20 protein-coding genes are annotated in these 24,807 nt (G+C 67.8%); 2 read left to right on the top strand and 18 right to left on the bottom strand.

Features of this window, described 5'->3' with window-relative positions:
- Positions 1–36: 36 nt before the first annotated feature.
- Positions 37–1,266, bottom strand: coding sequence for an RtcB family protein (locus ACOZHM_RS04180; RefSeq protein WP_421567697.1), 1,230 nt, complete (start codon positions 1,264–1,266; stop codon positions 37–39).
- A gap of 298 nt (positions 1,267–1,564) precedes the next feature.
- Here ACOZHM_RS04180 and rtcR point away from each other — a divergent pair, with 298 nt between their 5' ends.
- Complete coding sequence (rtcR, locus tag ACOZHM_RS04175) at positions 1,565–3,157, top strand: RNA repair transcriptional activator RtcR (RefSeq protein ID WP_421567696.1); 1,593 nt, start codon at positions 1,565–1,567, stop codon at positions 3,155–3,157.
- A 140-nt stretch (positions 3,158–3,297) separates the two neighbouring features.
- On the opposite strand, the gene ACOZHM_RS04170 is transcribed toward rtcR, so the two are convergent.
- The 8 genes from ACOZHM_RS04170 to rpmB all read right to left on the bottom strand — a co-directional run bounded on the left by ACOZHM_RS04170 (position 3,298) and on the right by rpmB (position 10,944).
- Positions 3,298–3,852, bottom strand: a complete 555-nt coding sequence (locus tag ACOZHM_RS04170; protein ID WP_421567694.1) for a hypothetical protein — start codon at positions 3,850–3,852, stop codon at positions 3,298–3,300.
- Between the two features lie 90 nt (positions 3,853–3,942).
- The gene (locus ACOZHM_RS04165; RefSeq protein WP_421567693.1) at positions 3,943–4,269 is read right to left on the bottom strand and encodes a low molecular weight protein tyrosine phosphatase family protein; all 327 of its coding nucleotides are present in this window, start codon (positions 4,267–4,269) and stop codon (positions 3,943–3,945) included.
- Positions 4,270–4,284: 15 nt separating this feature from the next.
- Positions 4,285–6,477, bottom strand: a complete 2,193-nt coding sequence (gene uvrD, locus ACOZHM_RS04160) for a DNA helicase II (RefSeq protein ID WP_421567692.1) — start codon at positions 6,475–6,477, stop codon at positions 4,285–4,287.
- 34 nt (positions 6,478–6,511) lie between these two features.
- Complete coding sequence (bla, locus tag ACOZHM_RS04155; RefSeq protein WP_421567691.1) at positions 6,512–7,474, bottom strand: subclass B3 metallo-beta-lactamase; 963 nt, start codon at positions 7,472–7,474, stop codon at positions 6,512–6,514.
- A gap of 86 nt (positions 7,475–7,560) precedes the next feature.
- Positions 7,561–8,970, bottom strand: a complete 1,410-nt coding sequence (locus ACOZHM_RS04150; RefSeq protein ID WP_421567690.1) for an FAD/NAD(P)-binding protein — start codon at positions 8,968–8,970, stop codon at positions 7,561–7,563.
- Between the two features lie 21 nt (positions 8,971–8,991).
- A complete protein-coding gene (cls, locus tag ACOZHM_RS04145; RefSeq protein ID WP_421567689.1) occupies positions 8,992–10,410 on the bottom strand; it encodes a cardiolipin synthase in 1,419 nt (472 codons plus the stop codon).
- A gap of 119 nt (positions 10,411–10,529) precedes the next feature.
- A complete protein-coding gene (gene rpmG, locus ACOZHM_RS04140) occupies positions 10,530–10,697 on the bottom strand; it encodes a 50S ribosomal protein L33 (protein ID WP_170272460.1) in 168 nt (55 codons plus the stop codon).
- 10 nt (positions 10,698–10,707) lie between these two features.
- Positions 10,708–10,944: a 50S ribosomal protein L28 gene (gene rpmB / locus ACOZHM_RS04135; protein ID WP_313347422.1), complete on the bottom strand. Its 237-nt coding sequence runs from the start codon at positions 10,942–10,944 to the stop codon at positions 10,708–10,710.
- Positions 10,945–11,243: 299 nt separating this feature from the next.
- Here rpmB and ACOZHM_RS04130 point away from each other — a divergent pair, with 299 nt between their 5' ends.
- The gene (locus tag ACOZHM_RS04130) at positions 11,244–12,458 is read left to right on the top strand and encodes a glycosyltransferase (RefSeq protein WP_421567688.1); all 1,215 of its coding nucleotides are present in this window, start codon (positions 11,244–11,246) and stop codon (positions 12,456–12,458) included.
- Positions 12,459–13,403: 945 nt separating this feature from the next.
- Here the strand turns inward: ACOZHM_RS04130 and ACOZHM_RS04125 are convergent.
- The 9 genes from ACOZHM_RS04125 to ACOZHM_RS04085 all read right to left on the bottom strand — a co-directional run bounded on the left by ACOZHM_RS04125 (position 13,404) and on the right by ACOZHM_RS04085 (position 24,800).
- Entirely contained in the window at positions 13,404–16,565 is a 3,162-nt protein-coding gene (locus ACOZHM_RS04125; RefSeq protein ID WP_421568105.1) for an efflux RND transporter permease subunit, read from the bottom strand.
- A 10-nt stretch (positions 16,566–16,575) separates the two neighbouring features.
- The gene (locus ACOZHM_RS04120) at positions 16,576–17,571 is read right to left on the bottom strand and encodes an efflux RND transporter periplasmic adaptor subunit (RefSeq protein WP_421567687.1); all 996 of its coding nucleotides are present in this window, start codon (positions 17,569–17,571) and stop codon (positions 16,576–16,578) included.
- Positions 17,568–18,917 (bottom strand): TolC family protein, encoded by a 1,350-nt coding sequence (locus tag ACOZHM_RS04115; RefSeq protein ID WP_421567686.1) that lies wholly within the window; start codon positions 18,915–18,917, stop codon positions 17,568–17,570. Before ACOZHM_RS04115 ends, ACOZHM_RS04120 begins: the two co-directional genes overlap by 4 nt.
- 55 nt (positions 18,918–18,972) lie before the next feature.
- Positions 18,973–19,377: a hypothetical protein gene (locus ACOZHM_RS04110; RefSeq protein ID WP_421567685.1), complete on the bottom strand. Its 405-nt coding sequence runs from the start codon at positions 19,375–19,377 to the stop codon at positions 18,973–18,975.
- A gap of 59 nt (positions 19,378–19,436) precedes the next feature.
- The gene (locus ACOZHM_RS04105) at positions 19,437–20,441 is read right to left on the bottom strand and encodes a membrane-targeted effector domain-containing toxin (RefSeq protein ID WP_421567684.1); all 1,005 of its coding nucleotides are present in this window, start codon (positions 20,439–20,441) and stop codon (positions 19,437–19,439) included.
- Positions 20,442–20,703: 262 nt separating this feature from the next.
- Positions 20,704–22,485: a DUF885 domain-containing protein gene (locus ACOZHM_RS04100; RefSeq protein WP_421567683.1), complete on the bottom strand. Its 1,782-nt coding sequence runs from the start codon at positions 22,483–22,485 to the stop codon at positions 20,704–20,706.
- Positions 22,486–22,683: 198 nt separating this feature from the next.
- Positions 22,684–23,025, bottom strand: coding sequence for a lipid-A-disaccharide synthase N-terminal domain-containing protein (locus ACOZHM_RS04095; RefSeq protein WP_421567682.1), 342 nt, complete (start codon positions 23,023–23,025; stop codon positions 22,684–22,686).
- Positions 23,025–23,747 (bottom strand): glycosyltransferase family 2 protein, encoded by a 723-nt coding sequence (locus ACOZHM_RS04090; protein WP_421567681.1) that lies wholly within the window; start codon positions 23,745–23,747, stop codon positions 23,025–23,027. The genes ACOZHM_RS04095 and ACOZHM_RS04090 overlap by 1 nt, the downstream gene beginning before the upstream one ends.
- An 87-nt stretch (positions 23,748–23,834) precedes the next feature.
- Positions 23,835–24,800: an NAD-dependent epimerase/dehydratase family protein gene (locus tag ACOZHM_RS04085; RefSeq protein WP_421567680.1), complete on the bottom strand. Its 966-nt coding sequence runs from the start codon at positions 24,798–24,800 to the stop codon at positions 23,835–23,837.
- Positions 24,801–24,807: the final 7 nt, after the last annotated feature.

Below are 24,807 nucleotides of genomic sequence, written 5' to 3'. Positions count from 1 at the left end.
CGCGCGCGGCGCAGTGTACTCCGCGCGCGGTCAACCTCATCCCTTTACGCAGACCACCTGGCGCAGGGTGTGGACGATCTCCACCAGGTCGCGCTGCGCCTCCATCACCGCTTCGATCGACTTGTAGGCGGCCGGCGACTCGTCGACCACCTCGGCATCCTTGCGGCACTCCACGTGCGCGGTGGCCTTGGCGTGGTCGTCCACGCTGATCAGCTTGCGCGCCTGGGTACGGCTCATTACGCGGCCGGCGCCGTGGCTGCAGCTGTTGAAGCTTTCCGCATTGCCCAGGCCACGCACGATGAAGCTCTTGGCCCCCATGCTGCCCGGGATGATGCCCAGCTCGCCCTTGCGTGCACTCACCGCGCCCTTGCGGGTCACGAAGACGTCCTTGCCGAAGTGGTGCTCGCGGCTCACGTAGTTGTGGTGACAGTTGACCGCCTCGGCCGCGGCCTCGAACGGCTTGGTGATCACCGTGCGCGCCGCCGCCACCACGTTGCGCATCATGATCTCGCGGTTCATGCGTGCGAAGCGCTGCGCCCAGTCCACCGCGAACACGTAGTCGCCGTAGTGGGTGCTGCCCTCCGGCAGGTACGCAAGGTCCTGGTCCGGCAGGTTGATCATCCAGCGGCGCATTTCCTGCTTGGCCAGTTCGATGAAGTAGGTGCCGATCGCGTTGCCCACGCCGCGCGACCCCGAGTGCAGCATGAACCACACGCGCTGCTCCTGGTCCAGGCACACCTCGACGAAGTGATTGCCGGTGCCCAACGTACCCAGGTGCTTGAGGTTGTTGGTGTTCTTCAGCTTCGGGTGACGCTCGCAGATCAGCGCGAAGTCGTCCACCAGCTGCGACCAGCCCTCAATGGCGAGTTCCGGCGGGGTGTCCCAGCTGCCCTTGTCGCGGCCGCGGCCGACTGTACGGCCGTGCGGCACGGCACGCTCGATCGCGCTGCGCAGCGCCGACAGGTTGTCGGGCAGGTCGCTGGCGGTCAGCGTGGTACGTGCGGCGATCATGCCGCAGCCGATATCGACACCCACGGCGGCCGGCACGATCGCGCCGATGGTCGGCACCACCGAACCCACGGTGGCCCCCTTGCCGAGGTGCACGTCGGGCATCACCGCGATCCAGCGGTGGATGAACGGCAGGCGCGCGATGTTCTGCAGCTGCTCACGCGCGGCATCTTCCAGCGGCACGCCGCGCGTCCACAGGCGAATCGGGACGGCGCCCGGCTCCTGGATGACGTCATGGTTGTGGGTGGTGTTGGTCATGTTGAACGTCCTGTCTATCCATCAATTAGGTGAAGCGTTGTGCGTGGGCCCTGCCCGGCTGGCCCCATTGCCAGCCGGGCAATCCCTGCGACATCCCTGTCGCGTTACAGGAGCGGGTCCTTGGCGGAACAGCGCTCGTTGTGTCTTGCCGTATACAAAGCAATGGGCGTGCCAACTTCTTTGATGCAGCCCTAACGAATTGATTTATAGCGTTTTATGCAGTTTTCAGACGCTACTCCCGCAATTGAAGCAGCTCAAATTGATATAGTTTGGTCGCGCTCTTTATATGGAGATATACATGCAGAAGCGGCGGGTGGTGTTCGGCATGCTCGGCATCCAGCTCGATGCGGGCGAAGGCCCCGGTCGGTGGCAGAAATGGCGGCCTACCGTGGCGTTGGGCATGCATGAGGACTTCGTGCCGGACCGCATCGAGCTGCTGCTGGACGAGCGCCGCTTCGGCAAGCTGGCTGCGCTGGTCCGCGAGGACCTGGAACGCGTTGCGCCGTCCACCGAGGTCCGCCGGCACGACACCTACATGGCGGACCCGTGGGAGTTCGAAGGGGTCTATGCCTGCCTGCACGACTTCCTGGCCGCGTATCCCTTCGCGCCGGAGGAGGAGGACTACTACATCCACATCACCACCGGCACGCATGTCAGCCAGATCTGCTGGTTCCTGCTGACCGAGAGCCGGCACTTCCCCGGGCGGCTGCTGCAGACCTCGCCGCCGCGCAAGCAGGCCGTGGGCGATCCCGGCACCTATGCGCTGATCGACCTGGACCTGTCGCGCTATGACCGCATCGCGCAGCGCTTCGCCCAGCAGCAGTTGCAGGACCGCGACCTGCTCAAGGGCGGCATCGCCACCCGCAACGCCGCGTTCAACCGGATGATCGAGCAGATCGAGATCGTGGCCACCCGCTCACGCGCGCCGATGCTGCTCACCGGGCCGACGGGTGCGGGCAAGAGCCATCTGGCCCGGCGCGTGTTCGATCTGAAGAAGCTCAAGCACCAGCTGCCGGGCCGCTTCGTGGAAGTGAACTGCGCAACGCTGCGCGGCGACGGCGCGATGAGCACGCTGTTCGGCCATACCAAGGGCGCCTATACCGGTGCATCGAGTGACCGTGCCGGCCTGCTGCGTTCGGCGCACCAGGGCCTGCTGTTCCTCGACGAGATCGGCGAACTGGGTCAGGACGAGCAGGCCATGCTGCTGCGTGCACTGGAAGACAAGCGGTTCCTGCCGGTGGGCAGCGACCGCGAGGTGGAGAGCGATTTCCAGCTGATTGCCGGCACCAACCGCGACCTGCACGAGGCGGTGCGCCAGGGGCGGTTCCGCGAGGATCTGCTGGCCCGGCTCAACCTGTGGACCTACCAGCTGCCGGGCCTGGCGCAGCGGCGCGAGGACATCGAGCCCAACCTGGCCTTCGAGCTGGAGCGGTTCTCGCGCGAGCAACACCAGCAGGTGCGCTTCAATGCCGAGGCCCGCGCGCGTTACCTCGCCTTCGCCACCAGCGCGGAGGCAGCGTGGAGCGGCAACTTCCGCGATCTGGGCGCATCGATGATGCGCCTGGCCACGCTGGCCAATGCCGGGCGCATCCAGACCGAGGGCGTGGAGGAGGAGATCAGCCGGCTGCGGACGCAGTGGTCGGGCGGCGAGGTGCCGTCGCTGTTGGACGCCTTGCTGGGTGAGCAGGTGGCCGCGCTGGACCGGTTCGATCGCGTGCAGCTGGAGGAGGTGGTGCGCGTCTGCGCGGCGGCAAAGAATCTATCGGCCGCCGGGCGCGAACTGTTCGCGGTGTCGCGCACGCAGCGTGCGAGCACCAATGACGCGGATCGCCTGCGCAAGTATCTGGCGCGATTCGGGCTCGATTGGGAAACCGTGCGGAGAGCCGACTAACAGTCGGCTCTACCCCGTCGGCTCTACCCCGTCGGCTCTACCCCGTCGGTACAACCCCCGTCGGTACAACCCCCGTCGATACAACGCGGTCGGTACAACCCGGTCGGCGCAACCAGTCGGCGCAACCGGCCGGCGACAGATTAGGCGATCCGCACCACGCGCGCGCCCTGGCACAGCGGGTAGGTTGCCACCAGGTCGGCGATGCGCTCGCGCAGGGTCTCGAACGATGCGCCGTACAGGTACAGCGCGGTCTCGCTCGGCCCCTGCCACCAGCTGCAGATCTCACCGTGGCCGTCGATGCGCTCCACGATCTGGTCGAACACGTAGTTCGAATCGCACTGTTCGTAGACCTCGTCGGGCAGGTCGGTGCCGTTGAGGTACAGCCCCAGGCCTTCGGTGATGCCGAACGGCAGGTCGGCCTCGCCCTCGCGCTGGATCAACGAGCCCTTGGGCGCGCCCAGCTGCTGGAGCATTTCGATCACCTGCGGCAGTGCAACGCCATCATGCAGCTGGATCTCCAGGTCGCCGTATTCGACCTCGCCTTCTTGGGTCAGCGCGGTGCCGCCGCCCATGATTTCGCCGATGCCCACGCCTTCCAGCATCGCATCGAGCGGATCCTCGAACAGCTGCAGGCGGTGCTCGGGCTGGAGGCGGGCGTTGAGTTTGACGTTGATGGCGACGGGGGTGGTGGACATGGGGTTACCTGGCAATAAGGGGGAAAGGTAGAGCCACCCCATGGGTGGCTGCGCGGTATCGGGCATTCCGCAGCCACCCATGGGGTGGCTCTACGGCAGGTGCGGGGTTACTTTCTTCTTCAAGAGCTCCACCAGCGCCGGCGCCATGAAATCGTAGTCATCCGGAATATCCAGGCAGATCACCCGCGCTCCGTTCAACCACGGCCGGTACCGGCTTGAAAGCCGCGTGCGGTGTGCCCGCTCCATCACGAAGATCAGGTCCGCCCACTGCAACAGCTCGGGGCTGACCGGGACATCCGCATCCGCCAACACGCCAGCCGAGGCGGTTTCCACGCCTGGCCAGTCGGCAAACACCTGCTCGGCCGTCGGGCTGCGCAGGCGGTTCTGGCTGCAGATGAAGAGCACGTGGCGGGTCATCCGTGACACGCGCCGTCAGAGCACCGTCAGGTTGGCGTAGGCCATGACCAGCCACTTGCTGCCGGCCTCGGCGAACTCCACCTGCACGCGCGCATGCGCGCCACTGCCTTCGTAGTCGGTGACCATGCCTTCGCCGAAGCGCGCATGGGTCACCATCGCGCCCAGCTTCAACGGTGGCGCCTCGATCGCGGCATGGCCCATCACGCGGTTCGCGCCGAGCGAGGCGGTGCGCGATACCTGCACCTTCGGGCGGACTTCGTTGAGCAGTTCACGCGGAATCTCGCGTAGGAACCGCGAGGGCACGTTGTAGTTTTCCTGGCCGTGGATGCGGCGCGATTCGGCATAGCTGAGCACCAGCTTCTGGCGCGCGCGGGTAATGCCCACGTAGGCCAGGCGGCGCTCTTCCTCCAGCCGACCGCTTTCCTCCAGCGAACGTGCGCTGGGGAACAGGCCATCTTCCATACCCGCCAGAAACACCAGCGGGAATTCCAGGCCCTTGGCCGAGTGCAGCGTCATCAGCTGCACGCCCTCCTCGCCCGCCTGGGCCTGGCCTTCGCCGGCCTCGAGCGAGGCGTAGGAGAGGAACGCGACCAGCTCACTCATGGTCTCGCCGGTCTCTTCGATGTCGTCCTCGCGGCGGGTGAAGCGCGAGGCCACCGAGACCAGTTCGTCCAGGTTGTCCGCGCGCGACTCGGAATCGAGGGCGTTGCGGCTTTCCTTCGACCAATGCTCGCGCAGCCCGGACCGCACCAGCACGTGGTCGATGCGCTCGGCCAGGCTCATGTCACCGGCTTCGGCATGCAGCTGGTTGACCAGGGTCAGGAAGCCGGCCAGCGCGTTGCGGGCGCGGGCCGCCAGTTCATTGCCCTGGGTGGTCAGCATGGTGGCTTCCCACAGCGAGATCGCCTGGCTGCGCGCCAGCCGGCGCACTTCGTCCAGCGTGCGGTCGCCGATGCCGCGGGTAGGCGTGTTGACCGCGCGCTCGAAGGCAGCGTCATCGTTGCGGTTGGTCATCAGCCGCAGGTAGGCCAGCGCGTCCTTGATTTCGGCCCGCTCGAAGAAGCGCATGCCGCCATACACGCGGTACGGCACCTGCTCGGAGATCAGGGCCTCTTCGAACGCACGCGACTGCGGGTTGCTGCGGTAGAGCACCGCCGCGTCGCCATAGCTGCCACCGTCACGCACCCACTGGCGCGTGCGTTCAACCACGTAACGCGCCTCGTCCATCTCGTTGTAGGCCGCGTACAGATCGATCTGCTCACCGTCGCCGCTGTCGGTCCACAGTTCCTTGCCGATGCGATCGGGGTTGTGCGAGATCACCGCATTGGCCGCGCCCAGGATGTTGGCGCTGGAGCGGTAGTTCTGCTCCAGGCGCACGGTCTGCGCGCCCGGGAAGTCCTTCAGGAAGCGCTGTACGTTCTCGACCTTGGCGCCGCGCCAGCCGTAGATGGCCTGGTCGTCGTCGCCGACCACGAACACGTGGCCGCTGTCGCCCGCCAGCACGCGCACGAAGGCGTACTGGATGGCGTTGGTGTCCTGGAACTCGTCCACCAGGATCTCGCGGAAGCGCGAGCGGTAGTGGGCCAGCAGTGCCGGGTTGTCGCGCAGCAGTTCGTGCGCGCGCAGCAGCAGTTCGGCGAAGTCGACCAGGCCGGCGCGGTCGCAGCGCTCCTGGTAGGCCGCGTACGCCTGGCGCATGGTTTCCAGCCACGCGTCATGCGGCTCGGGCTGAATGTGCTGCGGGCGGCGGCCCTCGTCCTTCTGCTCGTTGATCCACCAGGCGATCTGCTTGGGCGGATGCTTGCTGTCGTCGATCTCCAGCTGCTGGACCACGCGCTTGACCAGGCGCAGCTGGTCGTCCGAGTCCAGCACCTGGAAGCTGTCGGGCAGCTTGGCGTCCTGGTAGTGCAGGCGCAGCAGGCGATGGGCCAGGCCGTGGAAGGTGCCGATCCACGCGCCGCGGCTGCCGTGCGCCAACTGCAGGTCGATGCGGTGACGCATCTCGCCAGCGGCCTTGTTGGTGAAGGTCACCGCAAAAATGCCATGCGTCGGCACGCCGCAGACTTCATTCAGCCAGGCGATGCGGTGGATAAGTACGCGGGTCTTGCCGGAACCGGCACCGGCAAGCACCAGATGGTGGCCGGGCGGGGCGGACACAGCTTCGCGCTGGGCGGGGTTGAGCCCGTCGAGCAAGTGGGAGACATCCATGTACCCATTTTACGCCCTCCGCGCCCTCGCTGCGTCAGGGCTTGCGGCCGGCCGCTTCATCTGCCAGCCGGGCGTCCAGATTGGCCCGGCCCGTCTGCGCATAGCGTTGGCATCGCCCGGGATCCACCAGGGGTTTGCCCGCGTCTCCGCGCAGGCGGGCGAACAGGTCGCTGGCCGCCGGATGCGGGGAGATCTGGATATCGCAGGGCAGCGCGGCCATGGTGTCCAGGCCACGCCTGAACGCGGCCACGGCGTCGGGATGGTCGGCATAGCGGTACTGGGCGTCCGAAATGGCGCTGGTGCTGTCGGTGTAGGCGAGGTCGTAGCAGCGATCGGCCTCGCAGGAACGCCAGGTCCAGCTGGTGCCGCCCGGGGTGTGGACCGGCGTGGCATGCGCGGTCAGCGCCAGCGGGCCGACGCGGACGATGGCGCCGTCGTCGATGACCTGCACGTTGGCCACGGCGGGGAACCCTTCCAGCAGCTCGAGCTGCTGTGGGTCGCTGCGGTCGCTCCTGCCCGTGCGCAGGGTGGCCGCCGCCGGCCCGCGTGCGAGCAGCGGCGCGCCCGTCATGCGCTGCAGGTAGGCCAGGCCGGCGGCGTGGTCGTAATGCGCATGCGAGTTGAGCAGGACTTTCACGTCGCGGGGATCGAAACCCAGCGCGCGGATGTTGGCCAGGATCAGGGGGCCGGCAGGCTCGGTGGCGCCGTCAATCAGCACATGCCCCTGGTCCGACGTCACCAGCACCGCCGACAGCCCGCAGGTGCCCACATACCAGGTGTTGCCGAAGATGCGGCGTGGCGGGGCGCGATCGTTCCAGCCGTCCATCGCCGTGGCGTTCGCCGGGCACGCGGCCACGGCGGCGGCGGCGCTGGCAGGCGGTGTCGCAACCACCGGGGCACCCGGGCCTGCCGACTGGCACGCGGCCAGCAGCAGTGCGGCGCTCAGCGCGCACATGCGGTGGAAATGAAGGGCCGGCGTCGCGCGGGAAATAGGCATCGGTGTCTCCGTGGTCATGACAGGAGCCTACGGCCGCGAAGTTGGCCCTACCAACGCGAATTCCGAAGTGCAGGCATGAGCCGGGGTTATGCCTGCACCGTGGGCAGCGCGCCTGCTGCCGCCTGCTGGGCCTGCACGCGCAGCTCGGGAATGGCCAGGCTTTCCCACAGGGTGCCGATGCGCAGGCTGCCCACCAGCTGCAGGCCCGGCTGTGGCTGGCCCTGCGCGTCGCGCACGCGGCCGGCGGCGTCGCTGTCCAGGCCCAGTCCATGCGGGCCGGGGCGCGCGTGGCCGTCGGCCAGCAACTGCTGCAGCAGCGGGTTGCGCATGGCCAGCGCACGGGTTTCCACGCCGGTGGCATTGATCACCGCGCCCACGTTCACCGGCTGCATGCCGCCCTGCGGCCCGTGCGCGTGCAGTTGCAGGGTGCCGTCGAGCACCAGCAGCGCATCCAGCCGCGCGCGATGGCGCTGCAGCTGGCCCGACTGTTCCAGTGCCGCCACCTGCGCATGCACGGTTTCTGCGATGCGGTGGCGGTGCACATCCCAGTAACGCACCACATGGCGCAGGAAGCGGCGCTGGTCGGCGGTGTTCAGGCTTTGCCATAACGCCTGCCCCAGCGGACGGATGCGATCCATCACGCCCTGCCACGGCACGCCCTGCGCGGCCGCATCGCGCACGTGCGCGCGCAGCGCGCGCATGCGCGCACGCAGCGGCATGCCCAGCAGCGGCTGCGGATCGAAATCGGCGCTGCCGGCGTGCGCGTGCGGCAACGGTAGCAGCGCATGCCGCGACACCACGTGGATGCGGCCGCGATGCCCGGCGGTGGCCAGCGCGACCACGCTGTCGGCCATGCTCAGCCCCGACCCGATGATGGCCAGGTCGCCGTCGCCCGCGAGCATGCGTACGCCGTCGTAGTCCCATGCGTCGACCACGCGGCCCGGCGGCAACGCGTCGGCACCCGGTGCCGGCAGCGGGCGCATGCTGTTGCCGCACGCCAGCACCACCTGCCGCGCCTGCCACTGCGTGCCGTCCGCCAACCGTAGCTGCTGCAGCGACGCGCCGGGCTGCAGCGCCATGACCGGTTCATGCACGACGTGCAGTGCCGCCGCGCTGTGCGCCTGGGCCTCGGCAAGCCGCTGCTGCAGGTAGTCCGCGTAATGGCGGCGCGCAACAAAGGTGTCGGCCACCACGTCGCGCGGCACGCCCGGCAGGGCATCGGCCTGCAGCAGGTAGTCCACGAAGTCACCCGGAAGTTCCGGCAGGCCGCTCATCTTGCCGGCCGGCACGTTGAGCAGATGCTCCGGCCAGGGCGTGGCGTAGGCGATGCCCTGGGCCAGCGTGGAGGCCGGTTCGAACAGGACGATCTGCACGGCCGAGGTGGCGCTGCGCAGTGCGTTCAGCGCGACCAGCACACCGGCGGCGCCGCCGCCGATGATGGCCAGGTCCGCCGGGAACGTGGATTCGGATGTGGTCATGCCGGCATTGTAGAGCATGGCTCCGCAGTGCCCTGTGCGCTACATCAGCGCGTCGGCCAGGCGCGCGATGCCTTCGCGGCTGCGCCGCCACGTCGCACGCTGCCGCCATGCCTTCAGGTCCAGCTGGCGCGACTGCCGCAGGTAGTCGTCTTCAATCTGGATCAGCTGTCGCACTAGCCCCCAGTCGTAGCAGAGCATGCCGATTTCGGCGTTGAGCGCGAACGAGCGGATGTCCAGATTGATCGAGCCCACCAACGCGATGTCCTCATCAACGGTGAGGTGCTTGGCGTGCAGGAAATGTGGCTCGTACAGCGCGATGCGCACGCCCGCGCGCAGCAGTTCGTCGTAGTACGCCTCCTGCGCCCACGCGGTGAGCCGCTGGTTGTTGCTGGCCGACAGGATCAGCTGCACCTGCACGCCGGACAGTGCGGCGATGCGCAGCGCACTGAGCGTGGCCTCGTCGGGCACGAAGTACGGGGTGACCAGCACGATGCGGCGGCGGGCCAGGTGGATCAACGCGTTCACCGCGTCGCGCGCGTTGCTGAAGGGATAGGCCGGGCCGCTGGGCAGCAGCTGGGTGGGCACATCCTCCCCACAGACCGGCTCGACGGTCACCACGTCCAGGCGCTGGCCGGTTTCCATGTACCAGTCGCTGGCGAACACCGCCTCCAGGTGCGCCACGGCCGGGCCGCGCACCCGCGCCACCAGTTCGCGGTTGGGGTAACCGGGCACGAACTCGGGCTGGGCCAGGTTCTGCGAGCCGATGTAGCCGACCCGGTTGTCGATCACCGCGATCTTGCGATGGTTGCGCAGGTCCATGCGTCCACTGCGCCGCCAGCGCAACCCGCCCGGCAGCATCGCGCGCACGTCCACACCCAGCGCCTGCAGGCGGTGGCGGTAGCGGCGCAGGCCGCGTTTGGCGCCCACCGCATCGAGCAGCACACGGCAATGCACGCCGCGCGCGGCGGCGCGCTGCAGGGCTTGCACGACGGCCTCGCCCACCGCATCGTCGAACATCAGGTAGTACAGCAGGTGGACGCGGTCGCGAGCCTGGTCGATATCGTCCAGCAGCGCCTGCAGCGACGCGTCGTAATCGGCCAGCAGCTCCACCGCATTGCCGTGCACGGGCATGAAGTCACCTTGCCGCTCGATCAGCGGCACCATTTCGGCGGTCGCGGTGTCGGGCACCGGGTTCCAGCGCAACGGCGGCTGCAGCGCCTGCTCCTCGCGGATCAGCTGCGAGGCCTCGGCCTGGCGCTGCACGCGCTGGCGCGACAGCCAGGGGTGGCCAAACAACAGGTACAGCGGCAAGCCCAGCAGGGGCACGAAGCCGACCAGCAGCAACCAGCTGCGTGCGGCACCGGGCGTGGTGCGGCTGGGAATCCAGAACAGCGCGGCCAGCCGGATCAGCCAGTCCAGCAGCAGCAGCCATGAGCCCAGCAGCCATTCAAACAGCATCGGTGCGCCCGTTCGGGGGTGTGCCGGCATTCTGCCATGGCCGATGTGCACGACCGTGGAAACGAAAAAACCCGCCGTGAGGCGGGTTCTTCGTTGGCATCGAGCAATCCGGTGAGGGATTACTTGATCTTGCCTTCCTTGTACGGGACGTGCTTGCGCACGACCGGATCGTACTTCGAGAATTCCATCTTCCCGGGGGTGTTCTTCTTGTTCTTGTCGGTCGTGTAGAAGTGACCGGTACCGGCGGTCGAAATCATACGGACCTTATCGCGCTTGCCTGCCATGATCGTCTACTCCTCAGACCTTTTCGCCGCGCGCACGCAGCTCAGCCAGAACGGACTCGATGCCGTTCTTGTCGATGGTGCGCAGTGCATGCGCGGAAACACGAAGCTTGACCCAGCGGTTTTCGCTGGCAACCCAGAAGCGACGCTCGTGCAGGTTGGGCAGGAAACGACGACGGGTCTTGTTGTTGGCGTGCGAGACGTTGTTACCCGTCTGCACTCGCTTGCCGGAAACTTGGCATACGCGGGACATTGCGCACCTCGATAAAAGTATGTGTCAGCCCATAGCCCGGGCGACGGCGGCCTCGACGGTTTCCCGCCACACGTCATGAGAATCAAAGGGTTACGCTGACGAGGGCAGACCGGATGACGTGTTCCCGGCCGCCAATCCGGACAAATCCGGACACAGCGAGCCGCGCATTATGCCGGAGTCGACCGAGTGGTGCAAGTTGTCCACAGGCTCTGACAACAGTATTTCCTGAATGGGTGGGGCCCTGCACGCAGCGGTCGCAGCCGCTGGCGATACTGGTCGAACTTCGCGGGAGCACGGTAATGCGGCTGTTGGCAGTGACTTATGGAACCGAAGGCGACACACGGCCGCTGGTGATGCTGTGCCACGGGCTGCAGGCGGCCGGTCATGAGGTGATGCTGCTGGCTGAGGGTGGCACGCTGGGCAGCGCGCGGGCGCTGGGCGTTCCGCATGCAGCGCTCGAGGGCGACATCCATGACGAGGTGGTGGCGCTGGTGTCGCGTGGCAACAACATGGCGGCCGCGTCGCGGGGACTGGCGCGCATGGCGCAGCGGCACGTGCCGGCGTGGATGCGGCAGGCCGATGCGGCCGCCGCAGGCTGCGATGCCGTGCTGACTGGCGGGCTGGCCGCGTTCGTGGGCATGACAGTGGCCGAACACCACGCCGTGCCCGCTATCGGCACCGGCATGATTCCGCTCACCCCTACCCGCGCGTTCCCCTCCCCGTTCCTGCCACGCCTTCGCCTGCCCGGCATGCTCAACCGGCTCAGCTATGGGCTGGTCAACCAGGCGGTGTGGCGGACCTTCCGTGCGCCGATCAACGATGCCCGACGGGCGCTCGGCATGCCGGCACGGCGTTCACTGTGGCGCGATCTTCCGATGTTGTATGGCATCTCGCCGAGCCTGGTGCCGCCGCCTGCGGATTGGCCGGCGAATCATCACGTGTGCGGTCAGTGGCGCGCACCGGATGCGCCCTGGCAGCCCACACCAGAACTGCAGGCCTTTCTCGATGCTGGCCCGCCCCCGGTTTATGTGGGCTTTGGAAGCATGACCGGGTTTGATCGCAACACCGTGCTGCCGGCATTGCTGCAGGCGTTGGCGCCGCGGCGGGTGCTGCTGTTCCCTGGCTGGGCGGGCCTTCCCGACGGTCCGCTGCCCGCAGACGTCTTTGTCGTCGGCCCTACTCCGCATGAAGGGTTGTTCCCGCGCTGTTCCACCGTGATCCACCACGGCGGCAGCGGCACTACCCATTCGGCGTGCCGCGCGGGTGTGCCTTCATTGGTGATGCCATTTGCGGCGGATCAGTTCTTCTGGGCGGCGCGATTGCAGGCGCTGGGCGTGGCACCGGCGCCGCTGTCGAAGCAGCGGTTGGATCACGACACGTTGGTGAATGCGATTGCATTTGCCGAACGCTCCGATGTCATCAGTCGGGCGAGAACGCTCGGAAATGCGATGGCACGCGAGGATGGCGTATCCATCGCTGTCGATGTCATCGAACAGTTACTGTCATCCCGCTAGACGAAAGCGCCGCATCTGAGCCAGTTGCGTCGGGCAGTGATGCAGCACCTCACAGCTTGTGCCAGCATGCGTGCGGCGCTGCTGATCGGACCTTGTAAACAGGATAGTCGCGCTGCGAAGTCAGACATGCTCTGTACTTTCCTCAGCCATTGGCGGGATAGGCGAATGCCGACGCGTTGCACTGCCGAGACCCTTGAAGGTCATCCTTCAAGAACCGATGACGGATCAGAGGGTCTGTTGCTTTCTGAACAGGCGAATTGAAGTGCGATGGATTGCATTGACTGGCGTTTAAACCGCTGATCCAATGGTCCCACGACCTCGCCCTCGCAGCCGTCATTAAGTTGGCCAAGCGGCTTGGGTTGAAAAAACCGCCGCGAGGCGGTTTTTTCTTGCCCAATGGGAATCGAGATGGGCGGATCTACCGCCGTGTACGTTGACGGCTACAACCTCTATTACGGCCGTATCCGCGGCACCCGTTACAAATGGGTGGACTTGGTCGCACTGTTCGATAGTGTTGTTCGGAAGCAGGCTCCCGATAGCCAGGTCGAGCTTTGGCGATGTATCGTGACGCCCGCTCTGGCAGGTTCTCGCAGTTGGTCATCTGTTCCAACGACAGCGACGTTGAGCCAGTACTCCGTTCGATCAGAGAAGACTTTCCCGGAATCCGGATTGGAGTAATAACTCCCCGACCGCCTCCGGAGTCCGGTACCCGGTCCCATCGAAATGTCATGTCGTCCCTATCCAGGCACGCAGACTGGACTCGCAGCCACATCCATGACGAAGAGCTTGAGGCGTGTCAGCTTCCTTCTCGCATACACACAGGAAGGCGTCCTCTGGTGAAGCCAGATCATTGGTGACGAAGCAGCATCTGTAATCTGGGCTCTGGCTTTCTACCAGTGCCCAGATTTGCGCTTGGCTTCGGTGGAAGCCGGCCAGAGGCCGGCTCTACCTCGGTTTGTGCAGCCACCGGTACAGCACCGGCAGCACCAGCAACGTCAGCAATGTTGAGGAGACGATGCCGCCGATGACGACGGTGGCCAGCGGGCGCTGCACTTCCGAGCCGGCGCCGACGTTGAAGGCCATCGGCACGAAGCCGAGCGAAGCCACCAGCGCGGTCATCAGCACTGGGCGCAGGCGACCCAGTGCGCCCTCGCGTACGGCATCGGCCAGCGGCATGCCACTCTCGCGCAGGCTGCGCACGAAGCTGATCATCACCAGCCCGTTGAGCACCGCCACGCCAGACAACGCGATGAAGCCGACACCGGCGGAGATCGACAACGGAATGCCGCGCGCGGCCAGCGCGAGCACGCCACCGGTGAGTGCCAGCGGCACGCCGCTGAACACGATGGCCGCGTCCTTGACCGACCCGAACGCCCAGAACAGCAGCGCGAAGATCAGCACCAGCGTGACCGGCACCACGATGGCCAGGCGCTGACTGGCCGAGATGAGCTGCTCGAAGCTGCCGCCGTACTCGATCCAGTACCCGTTGGGCACCTGCACATCGCGGTTGATGGCCTGCTGCAGCTCACTGACGAAACTGCCCAGGTCACGGTCGCGCACGTTGGCGGTGACCACGATGCGGCGCTTGCCGTTCTCGCGGTTGATCTGGTTCGGCCCCTCACTGTTGGCCAGCGTGGCCAGCTCGCGCAACGGCACGGTGCGCGCGGTGCCGCTGGTTCCGCCGCCGGCCTGGCTGGATTCGTCGGCGTCCCCGGCCAGCGCCGGCGCCAGCGACACCGGCAGATCGGCCAGCGCAGCCGGGTCCTGGCGCAGTGCCTCGGGCAGGCGCACCACGATGTCGAAGCGGCGGTCGCCCTCGAACAGCTGGCCGGCCACCTGCCCGCCCACGGCCGTGGCCACGGTGGACTGCACCTGCCCGGGGTTGAGCCCATAGCCGGCCAATGCACTGCGGTTGGGGGTGACGGTGAGCAGCGGCAGGCCGCTGGTTTCCTCCACGCGCACGTCCGCCGCACCGGGCACGCTGCCGGCCACGCTGGCGATGCGCTTGCCCACGGTCAGCAGCGTGTCCAGATCATCGCCGAACAGCATCACCGCCACGTCGGCGCGCACACCCGAGATGAGTTCGTTGGTGCGCATCTGGATCGGCTGGGTGAACTCGTAGTTGTTACCCGGCAACTGCTCCACCGCCGCTTCCAGTTCGGCCAGCAACGCCGCGCGCGGCTTGCGCGGGTCCGGCCAGTCCTTGCGCGGTTTCATCATGATGAAGGTGTCGGCCACCGACGGCGGCATCGGATCGGAGGCGACTTCCGGGGTGCCGATTTTGGAGAACACCTTGCCCACTTCCGGGAACTGCACCAGCCGGTTCTCGATCAGCGTCTGCATCTGGATGGACTGGGTGAGGCTGGTGCCGGGAATGCGCATGGCATGCATGGCCACGTCGCCCTCGTCCAGGTTGGGCACGAATTCGCTGCCCAACCGCGTGGCCAGCAGCCCGCAGCCGACCACCAGCACCAGCGCGCCCGCCACCATCCAGCGCCCACGCCGCAGCGAGAACGCCAGCAATGGTTCGTAGCGCCGGCGCACCCAGGCCATGACCCGGTTTTCCTTCTCCTGCACGCGGCCGCCCAGGAACAGCGCAATGGCAGCGGGCACGAAGGTCAACGCCAGCACCATCGCACCACTCAGTGCCAGCACCACGGTGATGGCCATGGGGTGGAACATTTTTCCTTCCACGCCGGTCAGCGCGAAGATCGGCAGGTACACCGCGGTGATGATGCCCAGCCCGAACAGGCTGGGACGGATCACCTCGGCGGTGGCGCTGGCGGTTTCGGCAAAGCGCTCCTGCCGGGTCATGTCGCGGCCGAGCGCGTGCTGGCGTTCGCCGAAGCGGCGCAGGCAGTTCTCGATGATGATCACGGCGCCATCGACGATCAGGCCGAAGTCCAGCGCGCCCAGGCTCATCAGATTGGCCGACACGCCACCGCGCGCCATGCCGGTGAGGGTGAACAGCATGGCCAGCGGGATCACCGCCGCGGTGATCAACGCGGCGCGGAAGTTGCCCAGCAGCAGGAACAGCACCACGATCACCAGCAGCGCGCCTTCCACCAGGTTCTTGGCCACCGTCTGGATGGTGCGGTCCACCAGGCCGGTGCGGTCGTAGCTGGCGGTCACCGTGACGCCGGGCGGCAGGCTGCGCTGGGCCTGTTCGAGCCGGGCCGCGGCGGCCTGCGCCACCTCGCGGCTGTTGGCGCCGATCAGCATCACCACCGTGCCCATCACCACTTCATGTCCGTTCTGGGTGGCCGCGCCGCTGCGCAGCTCCGGACCGTCGGCGACGTCGGCCACGTCATGCACGTGGATCGGCACGCCTTCACGGCGGGCCAGCACGATGTTGCCGATCTCCTCCAGGTTGGCGACCTGGCCGGGAATGCGCACCAGGAACTGCTGGCCGTTGCGCTCGATGTAGCCGGCGCCGACGTTCTGGTTGTTGGTCTCCACCGCCTCCGCCACGTCTTCCAGGGTGAAGCCCAGCGCGCGCAGGCGGGCAGGGTCCGGCGTGATGTGCACCTGGCGCTGGAAGCCACCGATGGTGTTGACCTCGGTCACGCCCGGCACGTTGCGCAGCTGCGGGCGGATCACCCAGTCCTGCAGGGTGCGCAGGTCGGTGGCGGTGTACGCGCTGCCATCGGGTTTGCGCGCGGCAGGGTCGGCGTCGATGGTGTACATGAAGATCTCGCCCAGGCCGGTGGCGATGGGCCCCAGCTGTGGGTCGAGCCCGGCCGGAATCTGCGACTTCACCTGCTGCAGGCGTTCGGCCACCTGTTGCCGCGCGAAGTAGATGTCGGTGCCGTCTTCGAACACGACGGTGACCTGGGACAACCCGTAGCGCGACAGCGAGCGTGCCTGCTCCATGCGCGGCAGGCCGGCCATCACCGTTTCCACCGGATAGGTAACGCGCTGCTCGGCCTCCAGCGGCGAGTAGCCGGGAGCGGCGGTGTTGATCTGCACCTGGACATTGGTGATGTCCGGGGTGGCGTCGATGGGAAGCTTGGTGAAGCTCCACGCACCCACGGCGACCAGCACCACGGTGAGGCTCATCATCAGCCAGCGGTGGGCGATGGAGGAGGCGATGATGCGCTCAAGCATCGGGGCGCGCTCAATGCTCATGCGAGGCCCCTGCCTTGCCGATGTCGGCCTTCACCACGTAGCTCTGCTCGGTGACCACGTTTTCGCCGACCGCCAGGCCGTCCAGGACTTCAACCTGCTGGGCGTCGCGTGCGCCGAGACGAACCGGGCGGGCGGTGTAGGTATCACCGCTGCGCACGAACACCACGTCCTTGCCGTCCAGCGTCTGCAGCGCACTCAGGGGCACCACCTGCACCGCCGGCCGGGTGGCGACCACGATGCGTGCCTTCACGGCGGCGCCCGGCCTCCACAGGCCATCGTCGTTGCGCAGCGTGGCGCGGGCGACGGTGCTCTGGCTGGCGGTTGCGGTGCCGGGAAGCACGCGTTCCAGCGTGGTGCCCTGGGTGACCCCGTCGGTCATGCGCGACACGGTGACCGGCACGCCGGCGGTGATGTGCTGGGTGTCGCTGCCGAAGATGTGCAGGTCCACCCACAGCGTGGACAGATCACCGATCTCGAACAGGGCGGTGCCCTCGCCCGCCACGCCGCCGACCTGCGCCTGGCGGGCCAGCACCACGCCGCCGATCGGCGCGCTGACGGTGTAGGTGGTCAGGCTGAGGTTGCTCTCGATGCTCGCCAGCACCTGGCCGGCGCGCACGCGGTCGCCCACGTTGGCACGCAACGAGCGGATCGGGCCGGGGAAACGCGCCGTCACCTGCGCCACGCGGCCATCGACCGGGGTCAGCAGGCCCTGCACATCGTGTTCGTCGGCAATGGTGCCTGCCGCCACGGCGGCGATGCGGATACCCGATTGTTCCGCCATCGCGGCGGGAATGGTGGTGCTTTCAGGCGCTTCGGCGTGGTCGTCGCCTTCGTCGGCGTGGCCGGGCTCACCGTGGTCCGCATCGGCGTCGGCGCCGGTCGTGCCGTTCGCCGGGGCCGATGCGTCCTTGCCACAGCCGGTCAGGGCGAGCAGGCACAGCAGCAGTGCGGTGAGCGGGACGGCGCGTGCAAGGGAACGGGTCATGGGCGGTCCTCCGCGGACACGGCAGGAGTATCGGTGGGGGTGCTGCCGTCGGCACTGGCCAGCAGGCCCTGCCCGGTCAGGCGTTGAAGTTCGATGAGGGCGGTCTGTGCGGCGATGGCCGCGTCCAGCTGGCGCCGACGCGCGTCAATGCGCATGGCCTGCAGCTGTGCCCATTCCATGTAGCTGATGGCACCGGCGCGCCATGCCTTCTCGGCGGCGTTCTCGGCGCGCTGAAGCTTTGGAAGCACATCGCGCGCCATGCGCGTGACTTCCAACCGCGCCGTTTCATAGCGGCCATGCGCCTCGGCCAGCGTGGCGTAGAGCTGCAGCGCGCGCGCCTCACGTTCCACGCCGTTGAGCGCCAGTTCGGCCTCGGCCGCGCGGATCTCCGGCCCGGCACGTGACACGCTGCCGAGCGGCAGGCTGAAGCCGGCCACCAGCGAGGTATCGCCACTGTCGCGGCTGTTGCGCACACCCGCCTGCCAGCTGATGTCCGGCCGCGCCTGGGTGCGTGCGAGCTGCAGCTGGGCCTCGCGCACGCGGCGCTCGCCGGCCAGCACGGCCAGCTCGGGCGTGCGTTGCAGGGTGTCGGCGAGCACGCCGAAGTCCTGCAGCGCGGGCAGCTGCATCGGATCGCCGCTGACCCCATCGAAGCCCGGCTCGCGCTCACGCCACAAGGCCGCCAGCGCCAGCCGGGCGGAGCGATCCATCTGCTGCGCGCGGGCGCGATCGACCTCGGCCTGGGCGAGCATCGCCTGCGCGGTCATCAGCACCGATTCGGGCGAGGCGCCGGCCTGCAACCGCAGGCGGGCGGCGGCAACGGCGCGGCGACGCTGCTCGATATCGGTATCGGCAATGGCCAGCTGCGCGCGCGCCTCGGTAACGCCCAGGTAGCGTCGCGCCACCTCGGCCAGCAGGTCCAGGCGCGCGGTTTCGCGCTGCGGCGCCAGGGTGTCCAGGTTGGCCTGCGCGAGCACGCGGCGGGCATCGAGCTTGCCGCCGCGTTCCAGCACACCGGCGAGGGTGACGGTCAGCTCGGCGGCATCGAAGCCGCGGCTGCCCCCACTGCCCAGCGCGTTTTCCAGCGCTACGCCGAGGGTCACGGGCGGGCGCAGCACGGCCGCGTCACGGCGCGCTTCCCAGATCGGGCGTTGGGCGTCGACCACGCGCAGGTCCGGGTGGAACCTGGCCACGCGCGCGAAGGCGTCGTCCAGGGTGAGCGGGGATGACGACGCCGGCGGGGCGGCGGGTGAAGCAACGGGCAACGGTGAAACAGGCGCAGTGCCCTGCGCAGACGCGCACGGCACGAACGCTACGGCAGCCAAGGCTGCCAGGCGCATCCACATGGGAATCTCCAGAAAGCGGTTCAGAATGTCGGTCGCGGCACGCGGCCGCGCGGCATCAGACCGCTATCGGGGGGCGGAGCAGACTCTCGGGGGGCTGGGCGAGCAGCTGTGCGGTCATGCCGACCGGCACGAGGTGGGCCGGCGCGCCAGGCAGGGTCCAGGCCGATGCGGCCAGCGGCAGCACGCCACCGTGGCCGTGGCAATGCCCGCAGTGGACCAGCGCATGCAGCAGTCGGGTGCCGTCGTCATCGGCGTCGATGGAGGCGTCCATCTGCACGTCAATGGACGCGACCAGTTCGGCATGCGACGCCGGATGCGGCGCGGTCGCCGTCTCCGCGTGCGACAACGCGTGCAGGTCGCCGAGGGCCGCCGCCAGGGCGCCACCGGCCGTGCCCAGCAGCATCACCGCCAGCATCAGCAGGCGGAGCGGCAACGGCAGGCGGCGGCGCAGACGGGACATCATGGGCGGCAGGGTAGCGGCCGATCCGCCCGTTACACAATCGCAGCGCGGCCGGCGGTTCACGTTGGCGAGCGCACTTGAAGCAGGTAGTCGCAGCGCAGGTGGCCGTGCGCGCGCAGGGCGGACGGAAGCACGGTGAGGCCGGGGTCGATGCCCGCCTGCAGCCGCGGCGCGTTGGCGTCATGGATATCTTCCACGCGCATGCTCGGCACGCCAAGGCGCCCGGCGATGCCCGCGATGCCATCGAAGGTGCCCGCGTGCGTGTTGCCTACCAGTGCGATCCAGCGCCGGGGCCGGTCGCCCGCTCCGGGACGATGCTGGTCGTGTTCGATGCGGGCGGCCGCGACATGGTTCAGCACCCGCGTACGGAGGTGGTCGCCATGCGCATCGCCGGTGACCTCGTGCTTGGCCCCTTTGAGGTGGTAGCTGGCCATCAGGTCGAGCGCCACGATGCGCACGCCAGCCCGGGTGGCCGCGTCGACAACCGCGCGGAAGGTGGCGCCGGAGGCTGCATCGGTCATGTGCCCGCGGTCCTGATCGGACAGGAACTGCTTCAGCGGCAGGGTGAGGCCGGCGTTCTGGTGCAGCAGGTCGAGGTCAGCCTGATGGATGTCGGCCTGCAGGTGTTCCAGGTACAGGGTGTCGACGCCCAATGTGCGAAGCAGGCGCATGTGGTCGATAAGCAGGCGTTTGCTTGCCCTCGACGCGTGCGCCTCGCCGACCACCACGCCGGAAGAGGTACGCAGCAGGTGCTTGAGGACGTCGGGTTGGGTCCGCAGGTGGCTGACATCCGGCAACGCGTTCCGCGTGGTTTCCCCGCTGGAGGGCTGCCCAGCACCCAGCACGTCGCGCAGCAGTTGGCTCCGCCGGGCATGGAAGCTGTCAATGGCCGCGCGATGCGCGGCAGGCAGCGCCATGCCGTAGTCCGGATCGAGTGCCCTGGGATACTGCCGGCAGAGCGCGACCAGGCGCCGCGCATCCTGGGGCGGGACGGCGAAGCCACGCAGCGGATCTGCAGCGGGAACAGCTGCGGCCGGCGGGGTATCGCACGAGGTGTTGCGCACCGCCAGAAGTGTCGACCCCGGGGGTGACGCAGGTGTGGGCGAACGTGATCGGGCGCAAGGCAGGCACCGGGATAGCAGGGCGTCGAGGCGATCCATCGTGGTCGGGCTCCAGGGTGGGGACGCGCGCTCGTTGAAGCGCACGCCCGTCAGCCTAGTCATCCGTGTCCATGGCGCTGCGATGTCGCCCGCAGTTTTGCCACCTGCCCAGCGCCGCACGCCGATGTGTGCACAAGCGCACATCGGTTTGCGGCCATTACCGACGTCAGGGGGCGCGATTCGCGGCGATGTAGGCGCGGATCTGTGCGTCCAGTACCGGCAGCGGCACCGAGCCCTGCTTGAGCACGGCGTCGTGGAAGGCCTTGACGTCGAAGCGGTCGCCCAGCGCCTGTTCGGCTTCGGCGCGCAGCCGCACGATCGCGATCTCGCCCAGCTTGTAGCTCAGCGCCTGGCCCGGCCACGAGATGTAGCGGTCGACCTCGGTGGTGACTTCGTGCTCGCTCAGCGCGGTGTGGTCGCGCAGGTAGGCGATGGCCTGTTCGCGGGTCCAGCCCTTGTGGTGCACGCCGGTGTCGATCACCAGGCGCGCGGCACGCCACATCTCGTAGGTGAGGCGGCCGAAGTCCTCGTACGGGGTTTCGTAGATGCCCATCTCCACGCCGAGCTTCTCGCAGTACAGGCCCCAACCCTCGCCGTAGGCGGAGATGTAGGCGGTACGGCGGAACTCGGGCTGCTCGCCCTGCTCGGCGGCCAGCGCGCCCTGCAGGGCATGGCCGGGATCGGACTCGTGCAGGGTCAGCGCAGGCAGGTTGTACAGCGGGCGCGCCGGCAGGTTGTAGGTGTTGAGCCAGTAGGTGCCCATGCCGCCGCGGCCGGCGGTCCAGAACGGCGCGATGTCCGGCGGGACCGGCACGATGGTGAAGCGTGCGCGCGGCAGGGTCATGTACTTGCCGACGACGCCGTCGACGCGCTTGGAGATCCACGCCGCGCGGTACAGCAGCTCGTCGGGGGTCTTGGCGTAGAACTGCGGGTCGGTGCGCAGGAACACCAGGAAGTCGGCGAAGCTGCCCTTGAACTGGACCTGCTTGATGATGCCGTTCATTTCCTTCTGGATGCGCGCCACTTCCTTCAGCCCGATCTCGTGGATCTGCTGCGGGGTGAGGTCGAGCGTGGTGTATTCGTGGATCTGTTGCTTGTAGTACGCCTCGCCGTCGGGCAGGGCTTCGGCGGCCAAGGTGGTGCGCGCCTGCGGCACGTATTCGCTGACGAAGAAGGTGCGCAGCTTGGCGAAGGCCGGTACCACGCTGCCACTGATGGCCTTTCGGGCCTGCGCCTGCAGCTCGGCCTGTTCCGCGGCCGGGATGACGGACGGCAGCTTCTTGAACGGGGCATACAGCGGCGACGCGGTCGGGTCCTTGAGCTCGGACACGGTGGCGATGGACACTTCGCGGCCATCCAGCACGGCGCGCGGCACGCTGAAGCCGCGCTTGAGGCCGGCCCGCATGTTGTCGGTCTGCTGGTCGAAGTAGCGCGGTACATCGTTGAGGCGCGCGATGTAGTTTCGGTAGTCCTGCGCCGTCTTCATCTCGCGGCGGGCCATGAACGAGAGGTTCGACCAGAACGAGGAGTCGGCATTGAACGGCATTTCATAGCCGCGCAGGCGCACCTCGGCGGCCAGGTTGAAGACCTGGTCGTGGTAGATGGCGTAGTTGATCTGGTTGTCGGCCGACAGCGTCTTCGGGTCCAGCGTGTCGAGCTGGGCCAGCACCGCGTCCCAGACCTTCAGCCGCGCCTGCTGGGCGGCGGCGCCCACATCGGGCATGCGGGTGGCATGGGCCGGGCCGTCGCCGTCTTCGCTGGCTTCGCCACCGCCGTCCTGGCGCCACTTCCATTCCTTCTCGTAGATGGCACGGAACTGCGCATCGGCGGGACTTTCAGCGGCCAGGCTGGCGGAGGCAGCGGCCGGCGCGGCCGGAGGGGCGGCGAACGCGGCGCCTGCGGGGAGGGCAAGGGCAAGCAGCAGAGCGGTGACGAGCGGCGATTTCACGATCAGCGGTTCCCGATGGACGGCAAACCCCGATCATGGCACCGCCACCCGGGTGGGCGCATGGATCAAAGGTCCTGCCCGGGAAGCGGGCAGGACCTGGGGATCGGCCAACGGTCGAGACCCGAGCGCCGAAGGCGCGTGGTCGGCTCTACCCGGTAGCTACCGACCGTTGGTCGGTAGACTTGGTCGGTAGACCGTTCAATGCTGCGCCCTGTCCCGCTTCCATCCCCGATGCTGGATATCAAGCTTCAGGCTGTACAGCGCGGTGAACGCCGGAAACAGGTTCTGCAGCACGCCCACCGAGTCCTGCTTGGCCGAAAACAGGAAGTAGCTCAGCGTCATCAGGCTGCCGACCACGCTCATGTACCAGAACAGGCGCGGGATCACCGGCTTGCCGGCACGCCGGGAGGCGACGAACTGGACCAGCCAGCGGCCGCCGAACATCAGCGCACCGGTATAACCGATCAGCTTCCAGCCGGTCACATGCAGGCCGGTCCAGAACAGCCAGGTCAGCGGTTGGTCGAGCCAGTGCAGCTCCATCAGCGTTCTTCCACGGCGGTGCGCTTGCTGCGCGTGATCAGCCAGGCCACGCCGCGCAGGTCGCGGATGCCCACCAGCGCACGGCCCAGGTTGTTGTACTTGGACACGCCGGCGGTGCGGTGCCGATGATTGACCGGCACGCTCACCGTCGCCCAGCCCGCACGCTGCATCAGCGCCGGCAGGTAACGGTGCATGTGGTCGAAGTACGGCAGGTCCAGGAACGCGTCGCGCTCGAACAGCTTGATGCCGCAGCCGGTGTCGGGCGTGTCGTCGCGCAGCATGCGCGCGCGGATCGCGTTGGCCCACTTGCTGGCCCAGCGCTTGCTGCCGCTGTCCTGGCGGTTGACCCGCCAGCCGGCGAACAGCTTCACCTGCGCCGCGGCGGCGGCGCGTGCGGCCAGCAGCTTGGGAATGTCGGCCGGGTCGTTCTGGCCGTCACCGTCGAGCGTGGCGATCCACGGCGCGCGGGCATGCTTCACCCCGGTACGCACGGCGGTGCTCTGCCCGCTCTGGCTCACATGGTGCAGCACCCGCAGCTCGGGATTGCTGGCCTTCAGCCCCTGCAGCACGGCGAGGGTGTCGTCGCGCGAATGGTCGTCGATGTAGACGATCTCGAAGTCCAGCTGGCCGCGCAGGGCAGCAGTGATCTCGTCGATCAGGGGTTTGACGTTGTCGCGTTCATTGAATACCGGAACGACGACCGACAACTGGGGTTGGCTCATGATCGGGCTCTGCGAAAGGCCAGGGATGTAAAAGACCGCGCATTTTCCGCGTCCAAGGTTATCCGAAGATGAACCAGCCGGTGTGAGTCAGGCGCGATCCCCGAAATAATCACGGCACCACGCCACCACGGGGGGCAGGCCCTGCTCGATCGGGGTAGCCGGCTCGTAGCCGAAAGCGTCGTGCGCGCGGGTGGTGTCGGCCATGGTGCGGACCATGTCGCCGGGCTGCATCGGCTTGTAGACCTTCTGCGCCGGGCGTCCGGCGGCGGCTTCGATGACCCCGATGAAATGCTCGAGCTCGATCGGCGTGTGGTTGCCCAGGTTGAAGACACGGTGCGGTACATCCTCGCTGGACGGGTGCGCCAGCGCGCCGAGGATACCGGCCACGATGTCGGAAACATGTGTGAAATCGCGCTGCATCCGACCTTCGTTGAACACCTCGATCGGGCGTCCGGCCAGCACCGCGCGCGAGAACAGCAGCGGCGCCATGTCCGGCCGGCCCCAGGGTCCGTAGACGGTGAAGAAGCGCAGGCCGGTGGCGTGCAGGCCGTAGAGCTGGGAATAGGTGTAGGCCATCAGCTCGTTGGCCGCCTTGGTGGCCGCATACAACGAACGCGGTTTGTCGATGCGCTGGTCTTCGGAGAATGGCGGGGTGGCCGAATCGCCGTACACCGAACTGCTGGAGGCATACACCAGGTGTTCCACGCCCCGGTGCCGGCACAACTCCAGGATGTTCACGAACCCGGTGAGGTTGCTGTCGACGTAGGCGTGCGGGTTTTCCAGCGAATAGCGCACGCCGGCCTGGGCGGCCAGGTGGATCACGCGGGTGGGCGCCACGTCGTCGAACAGCGCGGCCAGGCCGTCGCGGTCGGTCAGGTCGAGCGCGCGGATGTCGGCGCCCGGGCACAGCGCGGCCACGCGGTCACGCTTGATCTGCGGATCGTAGTAGGCGTTGTAGTTGTCCAGCCCGACCACGGCTTCGCCCGCATCGCGCAGCGCGCGGACGGTATTGGCGCCGATGAAGCCGGCGGCGCCGGTCACAAGAATGGTCATGGAAGGG

Origin of the sequence: Stenotrophomonas sp. PD6 (assembly GCF_049199305.1) — a bacterium.
In the GTDB taxonomy this organism is placed as follows: Bacteria; Pseudomonadota; Gammaproteobacteria; order Xanthomonadales; family Xanthomonadaceae; genus Stenotrophomonas.
This window is presented reverse-complemented; position numbering and strand designations above follow the sequence as displayed.